Source organism: Acidovorax sp. GW821-FHT10A04 (genome assembly GCF_059415825.1).
Genome location: NZ_JBWKNZ010000014.1, coordinates 68,005 through 84,729 on the forward strand (window position 1 = coordinate 68,005; position 16,725 = coordinate 84,729).

Genomic DNA, 16,725 nt, shown 5'->3' on the forward strand with positions numbered 1-16,725 from the left:
CCCCAGGCGCCGGGGCTAGCGCGCGTCGTGGTGGATCTGGGCCGGCTCCGGCGAGAACAGATCCCAGGTCGCCATGAACAGCGCCGCGATCACCGGGCCGATGACGAAGCCCGTGAGTCCGAACAGGCCCAGCCCGCCCAGGGTGGAGATCAGCACCACGTAGTCCGGCATCTTGGTGTCCTTGCCGACCAGGATGGGGCGCAGGACGTTGTCCACGAGGCCGATGACGCCGATGCCGTAGGCGATCAGCACAACACCCTGCCACACGGCGCCGGTGGCCAGGAAATAGATGGCCACAGGCAGCCAGATGAGGCCGGCGCCCACGGCGGGCAGCAGCGACAAAAAAGCCATGAGCACGCCCCAGAGCACAGGGCCCTGGATGCCCAGGATCCAGAAGATCAGCCCGCCCAGGGCGCCCTGGGAAGCGGCAACCACGATGTTGCCCTTGACGGTGGCGCGGATCACGGTGGTGAACTTGGTGACCAGCTGGCGCTTGTGCTCGGTCTCGAGCGGAATGGCGCGGCCGATGCGTGCGCCCAGCGCGGCGCCATCGCGCAGCAAGAAGAACAGCAGGTACAGCATGATGCCGAAGCCCACGAGGAACTCGAGCGTGTTCTGGCCGATGTTGACCGCCTGGGTGGCGATGAACTGGCTGGCCTGTACGGCCACGGACGACAGCCGCTCCTGGAGCTGCGCCACCGAGGTCAGGTTGAAGCGGTCGAGCAGGTTCACGGCCCACTGGGGCAGGGCGGCGATGACCTGCTGGAAGTACAGGCCGAAATTGAGCTGCCCCGAGCGCGTGCGCTCGTAGATGGCCGTGGCCTCCTGGACCAGCGAGACGGTGAGGAAGGCCACCGGCAGGATCACGATCACCAGGCACAGCCCCAGCGTGACCAGGGCTGCCAGGTTGGTGCGCGGGCGCAGGCGCCGCAGCACCTTGCGGTGCAGCGGGGCGAACAGGATGGCCAGCACCATGCCCCAGAACACCGCACCGTGGAACTGCCAGAGGATGGCGCCAAAAGCCACGGTGACCAGCACCAGTAGCAGCAGGAAAGTCTTGTCTTGGAGTGTGTTGGGGCTCATTGGAACCTGTTGAGAACGTATACCCGCCCTATCGCGTGTACCCGCAATGTACGCGAGGTGCTGCGGCGCCCTGCATTTCCATGGGGCCCGGATACATATGGCTCGTGCTTTTGGGCCTTGATGCAGATCAGTGGCACAATGCAGCCCGTACCAAGGCCCTTCCCCAGCCACAGTCGCATCCGCCAACCGGTTCAGCCGTGTCGCGGAAGGTTTCTCAACCAGCTAATGCTTCCCTCAGGGAAGCGGAGGTCAGCGGAATATGAGCGATACGACGTCCGTCTATCAAGCCTACCAAGGCAACACCTACCTCTTCGGCGGCAATGCGCCCTATGTCGAAGAGATGTACGAGAACTACCTCGCCAACCCCGGCAGCGTGCCTGACACCTGGCGCGAGTACTTCGACGCACTGCAGCACGTACCTGCCGTCGATGGCTCCAATGCCAAGGACGTACCCCACCTTCCCGTCGTCAATGCCTTCGCCGAGCGCGCAAAGCAGGGCGGCACCAAGGTCGTCGTCGCCACCGGTGCCGATTCGGAACTGGGCCGCAAGCGCACCGCCGTACAGCAGTTGATCGCTGCCTACCGCAACGTGGGCCAGCGCTGGGCCGACCTCGATCCCCTGAAGCGCACCGAGCGCCCTGCGATCCCTGAACTCGAAGCCTCGTTCTACGGCTTCAGCGACGCGGACCAGGAAACCGTCTTCAACATCAGCAACACCTTCTTCGGCAAGGAATCCCTGCCGCTGCGCGAGCTGATCAATGCCCTGCGCGAAACCTACTGCGGCTCCATCGGTGCCGAGTACATGTACGCCACCGACCAGAACCAGAAGCGCTGGTGGCAGGAAAAGCTGGAAACTATCCGCAGCAAGCCCAGCTTCGGCGCCGACAAGAAAAAGCAGATCCTCGACCGCCTGACGGCCGCCGAAGGCCTGGAGCGCTTCCTGCACACCAAGTACGTCGGCCAGAAGCGTTTCTCCCTCGAAGGGGGCGAAAGCTTCATCGCCGCCATGGACGAGCTGATCCAGTCCGCCGGCGCCAAGGGCGTGCAGGAAATCGTGATCGGCATGGCCCACCGCGGCCGCCTGAACGTGCTCGTCAACTCCCTGGGCAAGATGCCTGCGGACCTGTTTGCCGAGTTCGACCACACCGCACCCGAAGACCTTCCCTCGGGTGACGTGAAGTACCACCAGGGCTTCAGCTCCGATGTGACCACCCCCGGCGGCCCGGTCCACCTGTCGCTGGCGTTCAACCCCTCGCACCTGGAAATCGTGAACCCCGTGGTCGAAGGCTCGGTGCGCGCCCGCATGGACCGCCGCGCGGATCCCCTGGGCAAGCAGGTGCTGCCCGTGCTGGTGCACGGCGACGCGGCCTTTGCCGGCCAGGGCGTGAACCAGGAAACCCTGGCGCTGGCCCAGACCCGTGGCTACTCCACGGGCGGCACGGTACACATCATCATCAACAACCAGATCGGTTTCACCACCTCCGATCCGCGCGACGCACGCTCGACGCTGTACTGCACCGACATCGTGAAGATGATCGAGTCGCCCGTGCTGCACGTGAATGGCGACGATCCCGAAGCCGTGGTGCTGGCCACCCAGCTGGCCCTCGAATTCCGCATGGAATTCCAGAAGGACGTGGTCGTGGACATCATCTGCTTCCGCAAGCTGGGCCACAACGAGCAGGACACGCCTGCACTGACCCAGCCGCTGATGTACAAGAAGATCGGCCAGCACCCCGGCACGCGCAAGCTGTACGCCGACAAGCTGGCCGCACAAGGCCTGGGCGAGACCCTGGGCGACGACATGGTCAAGGCCTACCGCGCTGCCATGGACGCCGGCAAGCACACGGTCGATCCGGTGCTGACCAACTTCAAGAGCAAGTACGCCGTGGACTGGAGCCCGTTCCTGGGCAAGAAGTGGACCGACGCGGGCGACACCGCCATCCCTCTGGCCGAGTGGAAGCGCCTGTCCGAAAAGATCACCACGATCCCCGAAGGCGTGACGCCGCACCAACTGGTCAAGAAGGTGTACGACGACCGCGCCGCCATGGGCCGTGGCGACATCCCCGTGGACTGGGGCATGGGCGAGCACATGGCTTTCGCCTCCCTGGTGGCCAGCGGCTTCCCGGTGCGCCTGTCGGGCGAGGACTGCGGCCGCGGCACGTTCACGCACCGCCACTCGGTCATCCATGACCAAAAGCGCGAGAAGTGGGACATCGGCACCTATGTGCCGCTGCAGAACGTGAGCGAGAACCAGGCCCCGTTCGTCGTGATCGACTCCATCCTGTCCGAAGAGGCAGTGCTGGGCTTCGAATACGGCTACGCATCCAACGATCCCAACACCCTGGTGATCTGGGAAGCCCAGTTCGGCGACTTCGCCAACGGCGCACAGGTCGTGATCGACCAGTTCATCGCCTCCGGTGAAGTCAAGTGGGGCCGTGTCAACGGCATCACGCTGATGCTGCCGCACGGCTACGAAGGCCAGGGCCCGGAGCACAGCTCGGCCCGCCTGGAGCGCTTCATGCAGCTGTCGGCCGATGCCAACATGCAGGTGGTGCAACCCACCACGGCCAGCCAGATCTTCCACATCCTGCGCCGCCAGATGGTGCGTGATCTGCGCAAGCCGCTGATCATCATGACGCCCAAGTCGCTGCTGCGCAACAAGGACGCCACCTCGCCGCTGTCCGAGTTCACCAAGGGCAGCTTCCAGACGGTGATCCCGGAGCAGGACGAAGCCATCGTGAAGAAGGCCGCCAAGGTCAAGCGCGTGATCGCCTGCTCGGGCAAGGTCTACTACGACCTGGTCAAGAAGCGCACCGAGCGCGAAGACGACGACGTGGCCATCATCCGCGTCGAGCAGCTCTACCCCTTCCCGCACAAGGCGTTCGCCAACGAACTCAAGCGCTTCCCCAACGCCACGGACGTGGTGTGGTGCCAGGACGAGCCACAGAACCAGGGTGCCTGGTTCTTCGTGCAGCACTACATCCACGAGAACATGCTCGATGGCCAGAAGCTGGGTTACTCCGGCCGTGCAGCCTCCGCATCGCCTGCCGTCGGCTACTCGCACCTGCACCAGGAACAGCAAAAGGCGCTGGTGGACGGCGCGTTTGGCAAGCTCAAGGGTTTTGTCCTGACCAAGTAAGGCCGGCAACCCCCGATTACACAGAACAAAACCCCATTCCGAAAGAATTGATATGGCTATCGTAGAAGTCAAAGTCCCCCAGCTGTCCGAGTCCGTGGCAGAAGCCACCATGCTCACCTGGAAGAAAAAGGCCGGTGAAGCGGTCGCAGTGGACGAGATCCTGATCGAGATCGAAACCGACAAGGTCGTGCTCGAAGTGCCCGCCCCCTCGGCTGGCGTGCTGGTTGAAATCGTGCAGGGCGACGGTGCCACCGTCGTGGCCGAGCAGCTCATCGCCAAGATCGACACCGAAGGCAAGGCTGGCGCAGCTGCTCCCGCCGCTGCCGCTGCAGCAGCACCCGCTGCCGCCACGGCCTCGGCCCCTGCTGCCGCACCCGCGGCTGCCGGTGGTTCCAAGGGCGACGTCGCCATGCCTGCGGCTGCCAAGCTGCTGGCCGAGAACAACCTGTCCGCATCGGCCGTGGCCGGCACGGGCAAGGATGGCCGCGTGACCAAGGGCGACGTGCTGTCTGCCGTGGCCGGTGGTGCCAAGGCGGCCGTGGCTGCCCCGAGCAGCATCCCCACGGGCGTGCCGACCAAGGCGCTGCCCCAGGTGTCGGCTCCGGCTGCCAAGGAAGACCTGAGCGGTCGCCCCGAGCAGCGCGTGCCCATGAGCCGCCTGCGCGCCCGCGTGGCCGAGCGCCTGCTGCAGTCGCAATCGACCAACGCCATCCTGACCACGTTCAACGAAGTGAACATGGCCCCGGTGATGGACATGCGCAAGAAGTTCCAGGACGCGTTCACCAAGGAACACGGCGTGAAGATCGGTTTCATGAGTTTCTTCGTGAAGGCGGCCGTGCATGCCTTGAAGAAGTACCCTGTGCTCAACGCTTCGGTCGATGGCAACGACATCGTCTACCACGGCTTCTTCGACATCGGTATCGCCGTGGGTTCGCCCCGTGGCCTGGTGGTGCCGATCCTGCGCAACGCAGACCAGATGAGCTTTGCCGACATCGAGAAGAAGATCGCCGAGTTTGGCCAGAAGGCCAAGGACGGCAAGCTGGGCATCGAAGAGATGACCGGCGGCACGTTCTCGATCAGCAACGGCGGCACCTTCGGCTCCATGCTGTCCACGCCCATCATCAACCCGCCCCAATCGGCCATCCTGGGCGTGCACGCCACCAAGGACCGCGCCGTGGTGGAGAACGGCCAGATCGTGATCCGCCCGATGAACTACCTGGCCATGTCCTATGACCACCGCATCATCGACGGCCGCGAAGCCGTGCTGGGCCTGGTGGCCATGAAGGAAGCGCTGGAAGACCCATCGCGCCTGCTGTTCGACATCTGATAGCACCCGAATCGACCCACCCGCGTGGCCGGCCCCTGGCCGCGCCCGCCGGTGGGTCTTTTTTCCAATGAACAAGTGATTGAGACCGACATGAGCAAACAATTCGACGTGATCGTCATCGGTGGCGGCCCCGGCGGCTATGTGGCTGCCATCCGCGCTGCGCAGCTGGGCTTCAACGTGGCCTGCATCGACGAGTGGAAGAACGAGAAGGGCGGCCCCGCACCCGGCGGCACCTGCACCAACGTGGGCTGCATCCCCTCCAAGGCGCTGCTGCAATCGTCCGAGCATTTCGAGCACGCCAACAAGCACTTTGCCGAGCACGGCATCTCGGCTTCCGACGTCAAGATCGACGTGGCCAAGATGCTTGCCCGCAAGGACACCGTCGTCAAGCAGAACAACGACGGCATCCTGTACCTGTTCAAGAAGAACAAGATCAGCTTCTTCCACGGCCGCGGCTCGTTCGTGAAGGCGGCCGAAGGCGGCTATGAGATCAAGGTGGCCGGCGCCGCCGAAGAATCGATCACCGGCAAGCAGATCATCATCGCCACCGGCTCCAACGCCCGTGCGCTGCCCGGCACGCCATTCGACGAAGAGTTCGTGCTGTCCAACGATGGCGCGCTGCGCGTGGGCGCGGTTCCCAAGAAGCTCGGCCTCATCGGTTCGGGCGTGATCGGCCTGGAAATGGGCTCGGTGTGGCGCCGCCTGGGCGCCGAAGTCACCATCCTCGAAGGCCTGCCGACCTTCCTGGGCGCGGTGGACGAGCAGATCGCCAAGGAAGCCAAGAAGGCCTTCGACAAGCAGGGCCTGAAGATCGAACTGGGCGTGAAGGTCGGCGAGATCAAGACCGGCAAGAAGGGCGTGAGCATCGCCTACACCAATGCCAAGGGCGAAGCCCAGGCGCTGGAAGTGGACAAGCTCATCGTCTCCATCGGCCGCGTGCCCAACACCATCGGCCTGAACACCGAAGCCGTGGGTCTGGCCCTGGACGAGCGCGGCGCCATCGTCGTCGATGCCGACTGCAAGACCAACCTGCCCGGCGTGTGGGCGGTGGGTGACGTGGTGCGCGGCCCGATGCTGGCGCACAAGGCCGAGGAAGAAGGCGTTGCCGTGGCCGAGCGCATTGCCGGCCAGCATGGCCACGTGAACTTCAACACCGTGCCCTGGGTCATCTACACCAGCCCCGAGATCGCCTGGGTCGGCCGCACCGAGCAGCAGCTCAAGGCCGACGGCGTCAAGTACAAGGCCGGCAGCTTCCCGTTCCTGGCCAACGGCCGCGCACGTGCGCTGGGTGACACCACCGGCATGGTGAAGATGCTGGCCGATGCCGACACCGACGAGATCCTGGGCGTGCACATCGTGGGCCCGCAGGCCAGCGAGCTGATCTCCGAAGCCGTGGTCGCCATGGAGTTCAAGGCCAGCAGCGAAGACATCGCGCGCATCTGCCACGCCCACCCCAGCCTGAGCGAAGCCACCAAGGAAGCGGCCCTGGCCGTGGACAAGCGAACGCTGAACTTCTGATCTCCGCCTGCCGGAGAATGATGGCGCCGTCGCCCTGCACAGGGCGTCGGCGCCTTGTGCCTTATTCATACCTAGTACTGGCGAGCGCACCGTGACTGTCAAACAGGCCTACCTGGCCGAACTCGAAGCCAAGGGCTTCAAGAGCGACCCCGCGCAGCTGCGGGCCGTGGATGCGCTGCAGCGCTGCGCCGATGAGTGGGCCACCTACAAGGAGCGGCGCTCCAACGCGTTCAAGAAGCTCATCAACCACCCGGACATCCCGCGCGGCGTCTACATGTACGGCGGTGTGGGGCGCGGCAAGAGCTTCCTCATGGAATGTTTCTTCAACGCCGTGCCCTTGAAGCGCAAGGTGCGCCTGCACTTCCACGAGTTCATGCGCGAGGTGCACCGCGAACTGGCGGCCCTGCAGGGCACGCAGAACCCGCTCGATGTGCTGGGCGAGCGTATCTCCAAGCGCTACAAGCTCATCTGCTTCGACGAGTTCCACGTCGCCGACATCACCGATGCGATGATCCTGCACCGCCTCCTGGTGTCGCTGTTCGAGAACGGCGTGGGCTTTGTCACCACGTCCAACTTCATGCCCGACGAGCTGTACCCGGGCGGCCTGCACCGCGACCGCATCCTGCCCGCGATCGCGCTGCTCAACCAGCGCCTGGAGGTGGTGAACGTGGACAACGGCACCGACTACCGGCGCCGCACCATGGAGAAGGTCAGGCTCTACCACACGCCCCTGGGCCCCGAGGCCGATGCCGAGATGAACGAGGCCTTCAACCAGCTGGCCGAGGTGCACGACGAAGACCCGGTGCTGCACATCGAGGCGCGCGAGATCCGCGCCAAGCGCAAGGCCGGCGGGGTGGTATGGTTCGATTTCCGTGAACTCTGCGGCGGACCGCGTTCGCAGAACGACTATCTGGAGATCGCCACGCAGTTCCACACGGTGCTGCTGTCCGACGTGCCCTACCTGCCGGTGGCCATGGCCTCGCCCGCGCGGCGCTTCACCTGGCTGGTGGACGTGCTCTACGACCGCCGCGTGAAGCTCATCATGTCGGCGGCCGTGCCGCCCGAGGCGTTGTACACGGAAGGTCCCCTGGCACACGAGTTCCCGCGCACGGTGTCGCGCCTGAACGAGATGCAGTCCAAGGAGTTTCTGGCGCTCGAGCGCCGTGTGGTGGATACAGGCTTGACATGAATACCAGGACAATGCGGCAGATCACCCTTCATGTGCTGTGCCTGCTTGCGCAGGCGGGCATGGCCTCGCAGGCCCTGGCCCAGAATGCCGCGGCAGATTCTGCTCCATCGGCGGATCGCAAGGCCGTCCATGGCCAGCGCAGCGCCGAGCGCACCCACATCGCCGACGAGCGCAAGGCCGTTGCCGCCCGGCGCCTGGCCGCCGAGACCGAGTGCTACAAGCTGTTTGCCGTGGAGGACTGCCTGCGCGTGGAACGCAACCGGGCGCGCGAAGCCGAAGCCGGCCTGCGCACGCGCGAGATGCAGATCAACGATGCCGAGCGCAAGGAAAAAGCCGCCGAGCGGCGGCGCAGCATTGCCGAAAAGCAGAATGCCCAACCGGGGCCGCCGGGGGGAACCCCGGAGGTCGGGATCGGTGTGCGCGGCCAGCCGCATGTGCAGGCCCCGCGCACGCCGCGCACACCCAGGACCCCCGTGGCGCCCACCCCGCGCACCCAGGACCTGCAGCAGCGCGAGGCCGAGCAGGCCCAGCGTGCTGGCGAAGCCGCCCAGCGCGCAGGCCGCGCCCGCGAGCGCCATGCAGAGGAACTGAAGGCTGCCGAAACGCGCCGTGCCCGTGTGGCGCGCGAGCAGGCCGCGGCCGCCGCATCGGGCCGCAAGCCGGCCGCGCCGCTGCCGGTTCCCGCGTCGGAGGCTGCCCGCTAGGGGCAAGTCAGTATTTTCGGCCCCCCCGCGCTGCAGTGCGGGCGGCGGGGCGGCCCGGCCCGCTGTGCGTGCGGGCACTGCGCGGGCGCCGTCAGGCCTTGCTGGTCGTCGTGCCTGCAGCGGCCGCCGCAGTGCCGGGGGCGGGGCGCGCACCCATGCCCATGCCCTGGATGGGCTTCTTCTCTTCGACCAGGGCTTCGATCTTCACGATGACCAGCGATAGGTTGTCGCCGCCTCCGCGCGCCCGGGTGCGGGCCTTTTCGATCAGGAACTCCGTCGCCTCGCGCGGCGAGAGCGATTCGACCACCGAGGCCAGCTCGGTGGGCGAAAAGTAGTGCCACACGCCGTCGCTGCAGGCCATGAGCGTGTCACCCGGGTGCAGCTGGGGGATCATGTGGGTGGTGATGGGCGGGTCGCTCTCGGTGCCCAGGCAGCCCACCAGGATGTTCGAGTGCGGGTGGTTGTTGGCCTCGGCCTCGGTCAGCTCGCCGCGGTCCACCAGGGCCTGCACGTAGGAATGGTCGCTGGTGCGGTGCGCCAGGCGCCCACCCTGGAAGTGGTAGATGCGCGAGTCACCGGCATGCACCCAGTGGCAGTCGCCGCGCGGGTTGATCAGGAAGGCGGCGATGGTGCTGTGCGGCTCCTGCTCGGCCGAGATGGCCGTGAGGCGGATGACGATGTGCGCCTCTTCGACCATGCTCTTGAGCATGGCGGCGGGGTCGTCGGTCTCGGGGGAGTAGCGCTCGAACAGCTGGCGCGCCGTCATCATGACCTGGTCGGACGCCTTGCGGCCGCCGCTGCGGCCCCCCATGCCGTCGGCCACGACGCCCAGCACACAACCGTTGTGCCGTTCGTGGGCGATCAAGGCCACCTGGTCTTGCTGGTACTCGCGGTCACCCTTGTGGATGCCGGTGGAAGCGATAAGGCGAAACGCTTTGGTGGTCATGCTGGTGATTGTGGTGTGCCGACGGGCCTGTCTGTCGTTTGGATGCTCCGAAGCGCGTATTATCCGCCCGCCTGTGGCATTTTTGCCATGACTGCCACGCGCCCTCTCTTGAAATCCACGCACCTTCCGCCCCTGCGGCAACCGATCATGCGGCGCATGGAGCGCTTGCTACAACGCCGAGGGCCTGCCTGATGCCGCTGGCCGCGATGGTGCAGGAGGTGTTTGCGCCCGGCGGCCTGCTGGCGCGCGCCGATGCCCAGTTTCGCCCCCGCGAGGGCCAGACCCGCATGGCCGCCGCCGTGGCCCGCACCATGGAAGAGGGCGGCAAGCTGGTGGTGGAAGCCGGCACCGGCGTGGGCAAGACCTTCTCCTACCTGGTCCCGGCACTGCTCAGCGGCGAGCGCGTGCTGCTCTCCACGGCCACCAAGGCGTTGCAGGACCAGCTGTTCGCACGCGATCTGCCGCTCCTGGCCGAGGTGCTGGGCGTGCCGGTGCGGGCTGCCTTGCTCAAGGGCCGGGCCAGCTACCTGTGCCTGCACCGCATGGTGCAGGCTCGCCAGGACAGCGCGGTAACAGATCGTAATGTCGTGCGCGTGCTGGCCAAGGTGGAAGACTGGTCGCGCAGCACCCCAAGCGGCGACCTGGCAGAACTCACGGGCCTGGACGAGCGCTCGCCGGTGATTCCCCTGGTCACCTCCACGCGCGAGAACTGCCTGGGCGCCAGCTGCCCGCGGGCGCGCGAATGCCATGTGAACATCGCGCGGCGCGAGGCGCTGGCGGCCGACATCGTGGTGATCAACCACCACCTCTTCTTTGCCGACATGGCCGTGCGCGAATCCGGTGTGGCCGAATTGCTGCCCACCGTGCGCGTGGTGGTGTTCGACGAAGCCCACCAGATCAGCGAGACCGGCGTGCAGTTCCTGGGCCTGCAGCTGTCGTCGGGCCAGTTGCTCGACTTTGCACGCGACCTGCTGGCCGCCGGCCTGCACCACGCGCGCGGCCTGGCCGATTGGGTGGCCCTGGCCAGCCGGGTGGAGCAGGCCGTGGCGGACCTGCGCACGGCCGGCGGCAGCGCCAGCGCCCAGGGCAAGCGCGGCTGGACCGGGGCGGCACCCGAGGGAGCCGAAGCCCAGGCCTGGGATGGCGCACTGCGCCGGCTGGCGACCGCCTGCGCCCAGGCCCAGGAGACGCTGGACCAGCTCAGCGAGACCGCCCCGGACCTCGAGCGGCTCTACGAGCGCGCCGCCGAACTGCTTGCCCGCCTGGCCCGCTTCGCCGGCACCTGCGGCCAGGATGCGGTGCGCTGGATCGACTTGGGGCATACCCAGGTGCGGCTGGTCGAATCCCCGCTGGACATTGCGCACGCCATGCGCACCCGGCTGCTGACCCAGCCCGCCCAGAGCGCGCAGGGCGATGAATGGCCCGACCCCGAAGGCGAGCGCGAGCGTGCCTGGATCTTCACCTCGGCCACGCTGGGCGCCGACGAGGGTCTGACCTGGTTCGTGGAACGCTGCGGCCTGGAGGGCGCCGAGATCCTGCGCGTGGACAGCCCCTTCGACTACGCCACGCAGGCCGCGCTGTACGTGCCGCGCCACCTGCCCAAGCCGGCGGACCCGGGCCACAGCACGGCCATTGCCCGCCTGGCCGGCGACGCCGCCGCGCGCATCGGCGGACGCACCCTGGTGCTGACCACCACGCTCAAGGCCCTGGCCACGATCGGCGATGCCCTGCACCGCCGGTTTGGCGACGGGCAGTCGCTGTCGGTGCTGGTGCAGGGCGAGTGGCCCAAGCGCCGCCTGATGGAGCGTTTTCGCGAAGGCAGCACGCATGGTGCGCCCGGGTGCATCCTGGTGGCCTCGGCCACGTTCTGGGAGGGGTTCGACGTGCCGGGCGATGCGTTGCAGCTGGTCATCATCGACAAGCTGCCGTTTCCGCCGCCGGGCGATCCACTGGTCGAGGCGCGCAGCCAGCGCATCGAGGAGGCGGGGGGCAGCTCGTTCCAGCAGTATTCGGTGCCCGAGGCCGCGGTGGCGCTCAAGCAGGGCGCAGGCCGGCTGATACGGCGCGAGTCTGACCGGGGGGTGCTGGTGGTCGGCGATACGCGCCTGGCCACCATGGGCTATGGCAAGCGGCTGCTGCGCGCTCTGCCGCCCATGCGGCGCCTGGAATCCCCGGAGGATTTCGACGCCGCGCTGGACGGCCTGCTGGCCGCCAGTTCAGACCCGGCCTGAGCGGGGCTGAATGGGTCGGGTGCTGCTTACCAGAACTTCCACCACGGATCCGACTTGCCCTTGAAGCCCGTGCGCACGTACTGGCTTTGCGGGTACGAGGCGTCCATCACGCGGCGGGTGTCGTCGCGCAGCTGGGTCATGCCCAGGGCATCGTAGGACTGCATCAGGATGTAGAGCGCTTCTTCGACGGCGGGCACGCCCTGGTAGTCGGCCACGGCCACCTGGGCGCGGCTGATGGCGGCCACGTAGGCGCCGCGCTGGTAGTAATAGCGTGCCACGTGCACTTCATACTGGGCCAGCGAGTTGACGATGTAGGTCATGCGCTGGCGCGCGTCCTGGGCATAGCGCGAGTCGGGGAAGCGCGTGGTCAGCTCGCTGAAGGACTCGAAGGAATCCTTGGCGGCCTTCTGGTCGCGCTCGGACAGGTCCTGGCGCGACAGCCACGAGAACAGGCCCAGGTTGTCGTTGAAGTTGACCAGGCCCTTGAGGTACAGCGCGTAGTCGAGGGCGGGGCTGGCAGGGTGCAGCTTCATGAAACGGTCGAGCGTGGCCACGGCCTGCGCCTTTTCACCCGCCTTGTAGTGGGCATAGGCCTTGTCCAGCTGGGCCTGCTGGGCCAGCGGGGTGCCGGCGGCACGGCCTTCGAGCTTTTCGAACAGCGGCACGGCCTTGTCGTAGCCGCCGGAGTTCATTTCGTCCTTGGCTTCGGAGTAGATGCGGTTCGGGCTCCAGTTGGCGGTCTTGTCTTCCGTGGTGGTCGAGCACCCGGCAAGGACGCCTGCAGCCAGCAGGGCGGAGATAAACGGCAGTGGGGCACGAAGCATCGCAGGCAGCTTTCAGGCAAAAAAAGGAAACGGGATGTTCCAGGGCCAGGCGGTAAGCACTGGCGCCCCCGGGGACGTGCATCACCACGGATGCCCGGCCCGACCCGACGGCGCATTGTACCGGCCGCATTTGCCCCTTGAATCGCACTGTCGCAAAGGTTTCGGTTACGAGGTGCAGTGGGCTTTCTACAATGGAGCCCATGTTTGTCCACCTGCGCCTGCACACCGAATATTCCGTCGTCGACGGCACCAACCGCATCGACGAGGTGGCCAAGGCCGCCGCGGTCGATGGCCAGCCCGCCCTGGCCATCACCGACCTCAACAACCTCTTCGGCGCCATCAAGTTCTACAAGGAAGCCCGGGGCAAGGGCGTCAAGCCCCTGCTGGGCGCCGAGATCTTCCTGGAGGGGGAGGGCACGGCCCCGCCCTCGCGCATGATCGTGCTGGTGCAGAACCGCCAGGGCTACCTGAGCCTGTCGGAACTGCTGGCCCGCGCCTGGACGCGCAACATCGTCAAGAACCTCGCCGTCTGCACCTGGGAATGGCTGCAGGAGCTGTCCGAAGGGCTGATCGTGCTCTCCGGTGCCCAGGCCGGCCCCGTAGGCCAGGCCCTGCTCAAGGGCGACGACGCCGGCGCCGCCGACCTGGCGCTGCGCCTGGCAGGCATCTTCCCGCACCGCTTCTACATCGAGCTGCAGCGCGCCGGCCGGCCCGACGACGAGGCCCACGTGGTGGCCGCCGCGCAGCTGGCTGCACGCCTGCACCTGCCGGTGGTGGCCACCCACCCGGTGCAGTTCGCCGATGCCGAGGGCTACGAGGCCCACGAGGCACGGGTGTGCATCGCCGAGGGCGAGATCCTGGCCAACCCGCGCCGCGTGCGCCGCTTCACGCGCGAGCAGTATTTCAAGTCCTCGGCGCAGATGCAGGCGCTGTTCGCCGACATTCCCTCGGCGATCGCCAACACCGTGGAGATCGCCCAGCGCTGCAACCTGACGCTGGTACTGGGCAAGCCGCAGCTGCCGGACTTCCCGACGCCCAATGGCATGCCGATCGACGAGTACTTCCGCTTTGCGTCTTTCGAGGGGCTGGAAGCGCGGCTGAAGATGCTCTTCAAGAAAGAGGCCGACCGCGACCTGCAACGCCCGCGCTACGTGGAGCGGCTGGAGTTCGAGATCGGCACCATCCTCAAGATGGGTTTCCCGGGCTACTTCCTCATCGTGGGGGACTTCATCCAGTGGGCCAAGGACAACGGCTGCCCGGTGGGGCCGGGACGGGGATCGGGCGCCGGCTCGCTGGTGGCCTATGCGCTGAAGATCACCGACCTCGACCCGCTCGAATACAACCTGCTGTTCGAGCGCTTCCTGAACCCCGAGCGGGTGTCCATGCCCGACTTCGACATCGACTTCTGCCAGTCCAACCGCGACCGGGTGATCGACTACGTGAAGGACAAGTACGGCAAGAACGCGGTGAGCCAGATCGCCACCTTCGGAACGCTGGCCGCCAAGGCCGCCATCCGCGACGTGGGCCGCGTGATGGACATGAGCTACATGTTCTGCGACGGCATCTCCAAGCTCGTGCCGGGCAAGCCCGGCATGTCCTACACGCTGCAGTACCCGCCCGCCGTCAAGAAGGAGGGCGACAAGAACAACTACGCGCTGGAGCTCGAACCCCTGCTGGCCGAGCGTGTGGCCAAGGAAGAAGACGTCCGGACCGTCATCGAGATGGCGCAGAAGCTCGAAGGCATGACGCGCAACATCGGCATGCACGCCGGGGGCGTGCTGATCGCGCCGGGCAAGCTCACCGACTTCTGCCCGCTGTACCAGCAGCCGGGCAGCGAATCGGCCGTGAGCCAGTACGACAAGGACGACGTGGAGGCCATCGGCCTGGTGAAGTTCGACTTTCTGGGCCTGGCCACGCTGACCATCCTGGAGATTGCGCGCGAGTTTATCATGAAGCGCCACAAGGGCCAGGAGAACTTCACCTTCGAGGCCATCCCGCTCGACGACGGGCCCACCTACACCCTGTTCTCGGACGGCAAGACCGAAGCCGTGTTCCAGTTTGAAAGCCGCGGCATGCAGGGCATGCTGCGCGAGGCGCGCCCGAGCCGCCTGGAAGACCTGATCGCGCTCAACGCGCTGTACCGCCCTGGTCCCATGGACCTGATCCCGAGCTTCGTGAACCGCAAGCACGGCAAGGAAGTGGTCGAGTACCCGCACCCGCTGGTCGAGAAGGTGCTGGCCGAAACCTACGGCATCATGGTCTACCAGGAGCAGGTGATGCAGACCGCCCAGGTGCTGGGCGGCTACAGCCTGGGTGGCGCCGACATGCTGCGCCGGGCCATGGGCAAGAAGAAGGCCGAGGAGATGGCCGAGCACCGCCTGATCTTCCGCGCCGGCGCCGCCAAGCAGGACATCAGCGAGGAAAAGGCCGACGAGGTGTTCGACCTGATGGAGAAGTTCGCGGGCTACGGCTTCAACAAGTCGCACGCTGCCGCCTACTCGCTGCTGGCCTACCACACGGGCTGGCTCAAGGTGCACTACACGGCCGAGTTCTTCTGCGCCAACATGACGGTGGAAATGGACGACACCGACAAGCTCAAGGTGCTGTTCGAGGACGCGCGCAAGAACTTCGGCATGAACTTCGAGCTGCCCGACGTGAACCGCGGCATGTACCGCTTCGAGCCGGTGACGGACAAGGTCATCCGCTACGGCCTGGGCGCCGTCAAGGGCGGGGGGCAGGCGGCCATCGAGGCCATCGTGGCTGCGCGCGAAGGTCGCGGCGAGGGGCCCAACGGCTCCACCAAGGGCCCCTTCAAGAGCCTGTTCGACTTCTGCCTGCGCGTGGACCGCGCGCGCATGAACAAGCGCACGGTGGAGGCATTGATCAAGGCCGGTGCCTTCGATTCGCTCAACCTCAACCGCGCCTCGCTGCTGGCGTCCATCGACCGGGCCTTCGATTTTGCCGCCGCCAGCCTGTCCAACATCAACCAGGGCGGCCTGTTCGACATGATGGGCGACGACGCCCATGGATCGAGCACGCAGGAGCCCGAACTGGTGGACGTGACGCCGTGGGGCATCAAGGAGCGCCTGACGCTGGAGAAGACGGCGGTGGGTTTCTACCTCTCGGGCCACCTGTTCGACGAAGTGGCCACCGAAGTGCGCCGCTTCGTGCGCACGCAGATCGACGAGCTGCTGGACAGCCGCGAGCCGCAGATCCTGGCCGGCATCATCAGCGATTTCCGGGTCATCAACGGACAGCGCGGCAAGCTGGCGCTGTTCAAGCTCGACGACAAGTCGGCGGTGATCGAGGCCTCGGCCGACGAGGCCCTGATCAACACCTACAAGAACCAGCTCAAGGAAGACGAGTTCGTGGTGATGATGGGCCGCCTGCAGCTGGACCGCTTCAGCGGCGGCCTGCGTGTGAAGGTGCAGCAGGTCTGGGACCTGGCCGGTGCGCGTGCGCGCTTTGGCAAGTACCTGCACGTGGTGGTCAGCGACAAGGCGCCCGAGGTGCAGAAACTGCTGCGCGAGTTCCCGCCCCGCCGGGAGGAGGCGCCCGAGGGCGACCTGCTGCACGGCCTGCGGGTGCGCATGGGGCTGCGCTGCACGGGAACCGCCCAGGGGGCGGCCCGCAGCGCCACGGCCGTCGCCGAGATCCAGTTGTCCGACAGCAGCCGCTTTTACCCCAGCGATGCCGCTCTGGCCGCCTGGAGCGCGCAGGTCGGTGCCGGGTCGGCCACCGTGGTCTACGAGTAGGCCGTGGCG

10 protein-coding genes are annotated in these 16,725 nt (G+C 66.6%); 7 read left to right on the forward strand and 3 right to left on the reverse strand.

Annotation, left to right across the window (positions count from 1 at the left end):
• Window positions 1-15 precede the first annotated feature (15 nt).
• Window positions 16-1,083 (reverse strand): AI-2E family transporter, encoded by a 1,068-nt coding sequence (locus AC07PF_RS25275; protein WP_494613692.1) that lies wholly within the window; start codon window positions 1,081-1,083, stop codon window positions 16-18.
• A gap of 259 nt (window positions 1,084-1,342) precedes the next feature.
• On the opposite strand from AC07PF_RS25275, the gene AC07PF_RS25280 reads away from it, so the two are divergent.
• The 5 genes from AC07PF_RS25280 (at window position 1,343) to AC07PF_RS25300 (ending at window position 8,960) form a co-directional block, all read left to right on the forward strand.
• Entirely contained in the window at window positions 1,343-4,222 is a 2,880-nt protein-coding gene (locus AC07PF_RS25280) for a 2-oxoglutarate dehydrogenase E1 component (protein ID WP_494613693.1), read from the forward strand.
• 52 nt (window positions 4,223-4,274) lie between these two features.
• Complete coding sequence (odhB, locus tag AC07PF_RS25285) at window positions 4,275-5,549, forward strand: 2-oxoglutarate dehydrogenase complex dihydrolipoyllysine-residue succinyltransferase (protein WP_007855148.1); 1,275 nt, start codon at window positions 4,275-4,277, stop codon at window positions 5,547-5,549.
• Window positions 5,550-5,639: 90 nt separating this feature from the next.
• Window positions 5,640-7,067, forward strand: coding sequence for a dihydrolipoyl dehydrogenase (lpdA, locus tag AC07PF_RS25290; protein WP_145699017.1), 1,428 nt, complete (start codon window positions 5,640-5,642; stop codon window positions 7,065-7,067).
• A 91-nt stretch (window positions 7,068-7,158) separates the two neighbouring features.
• Window positions 7,159-8,256 carry a cell division protein ZapE gene (zapE, locus tag AC07PF_RS25295; protein WP_007855150.1) on the forward strand — a complete coding sequence of 366 codons (1,098 nt, stop codon included), beginning with the start codon at window positions 7,159-7,161 and terminating at the stop codon, window positions 8,254-8,256.
• Entirely contained in the window at window positions 8,253-8,960 is a 708-nt protein-coding gene (locus AC07PF_RS25300) for a hypothetical protein (RefSeq protein WP_494613694.1), read from the forward strand. The genes zapE and AC07PF_RS25300 overlap by 4 nt, the downstream gene beginning before the upstream one ends.
• A gap of 91 nt (window positions 8,961-9,051) precedes the next feature.
• Here AC07PF_RS25300 and AC07PF_RS25305 read toward each other — a convergent pair whose 3' ends face one another.
• Window positions 9,052-9,906, reverse strand: a complete 855-nt coding sequence (locus AC07PF_RS25305) for a PP2C family protein-serine/threonine phosphatase (protein WP_007855161.1) — start codon at window positions 9,904-9,906, stop codon at window positions 9,052-9,054.
• Window positions 9,907-10,097: 191 nt separating this feature from the next.
• Here AC07PF_RS25305 and yoaA point away from each other — a divergent pair, with 191 nt between their 5' ends.
• The gene (yoaA, locus tag AC07PF_RS25310) at window positions 10,098-12,137 is read left to right on the forward strand and encodes a DNA repair helicase YoaA (protein WP_494613695.1); all 2,040 of its coding nucleotides are present in this window, start codon (window positions 10,098-10,100) and stop codon (window positions 12,135-12,137) included.
• A gap of 26 nt (window positions 12,138-12,163) precedes the next feature.
• On the opposite strand, the gene AC07PF_RS25315 is transcribed toward yoaA, so the two are convergent.
• A complete protein-coding gene (locus AC07PF_RS25315) occupies window positions 12,164-12,961 on the reverse strand; it encodes an outer membrane protein assembly factor BamD (RefSeq protein WP_145696749.1) in 798 nt (265 codons plus the stop codon).
• A 200-nt stretch (window positions 12,962-13,161) separates the two neighbouring features.
• Here AC07PF_RS25315 and dnaE point away from each other — a divergent pair, with 200 nt between their 5' ends.
• Window positions 13,162-16,716 (forward strand): DNA polymerase III subunit alpha, encoded by a 3,555-nt coding sequence (gene dnaE / locus AC07PF_RS25320; RefSeq protein ID WP_035203683.1) that lies wholly within the window; start codon window positions 13,162-13,164, stop codon window positions 16,714-16,716.
• Window positions 16,717-16,725: the final 9 nt, after the last annotated feature.

Excerpts from the sequence above, each read along its gene's own strand:
- lpdA (WP_145699017.1), top strand. The coding sequence starts at position 5,640 with ATGAGCAAACAATTCGACGTGATCGTCATCGGTGGCGGCCCCGGCGGC.
- dnaE (WP_035203683.1), top strand. The coding sequence starts at position 13,162 with ATGTTTGTCCACCTGCGCCTGCACACCGAATATTCCGTCGTCGACGGC.
- yoaA (WP_494613695.1), top strand. The coding sequence starts at position 10,098 with ATGCCGCTGGCCGCGATGGTGCAGGAGGTGTTTGCGCCCGGCGGCCTG.
- AC07PF_RS25305 (WP_007855161.1), bottom strand. The coding sequence starts at position 9,906 with ATGACCACCAAAGCGTTTCGCCTTATCGCTTCCACCGGCATCCACAAG.
- AC07PF_RS25275 (WP_494613692.1), bottom strand. The coding sequence starts at position 1,083 with ATGAGCCCCAACACACTCCAAGACAAGACTTTCCTGCTGCTACTGGTG.
- AC07PF_RS25280 (WP_494613693.1), top strand. The coding sequence starts at position 1,343 with ATGAGCGATACGACGTCCGTCTATCAAGCCTACCAAGGCAACACCTAC.
- AC07PF_RS25315 (WP_145696749.1), bottom strand. The coding sequence starts at position 12,961 with ATGCTTCGTGCCCCACTGCCGTTTATCTCCGCCCTGCTGGCTGCAGGC.
- odhB (WP_007855148.1), top strand. The coding sequence starts at position 4,275 with ATGGCTATCGTAGAAGTCAAAGTCCCCCAGCTGTCCGAGTCCGTGGCA.
- AC07PF_RS25300 (WP_494613694.1), top strand. The coding sequence starts at position 8,253 with ATGAATACCAGGACAATGCGGCAGATCACCCTTCATGTGCTGTGCCTG.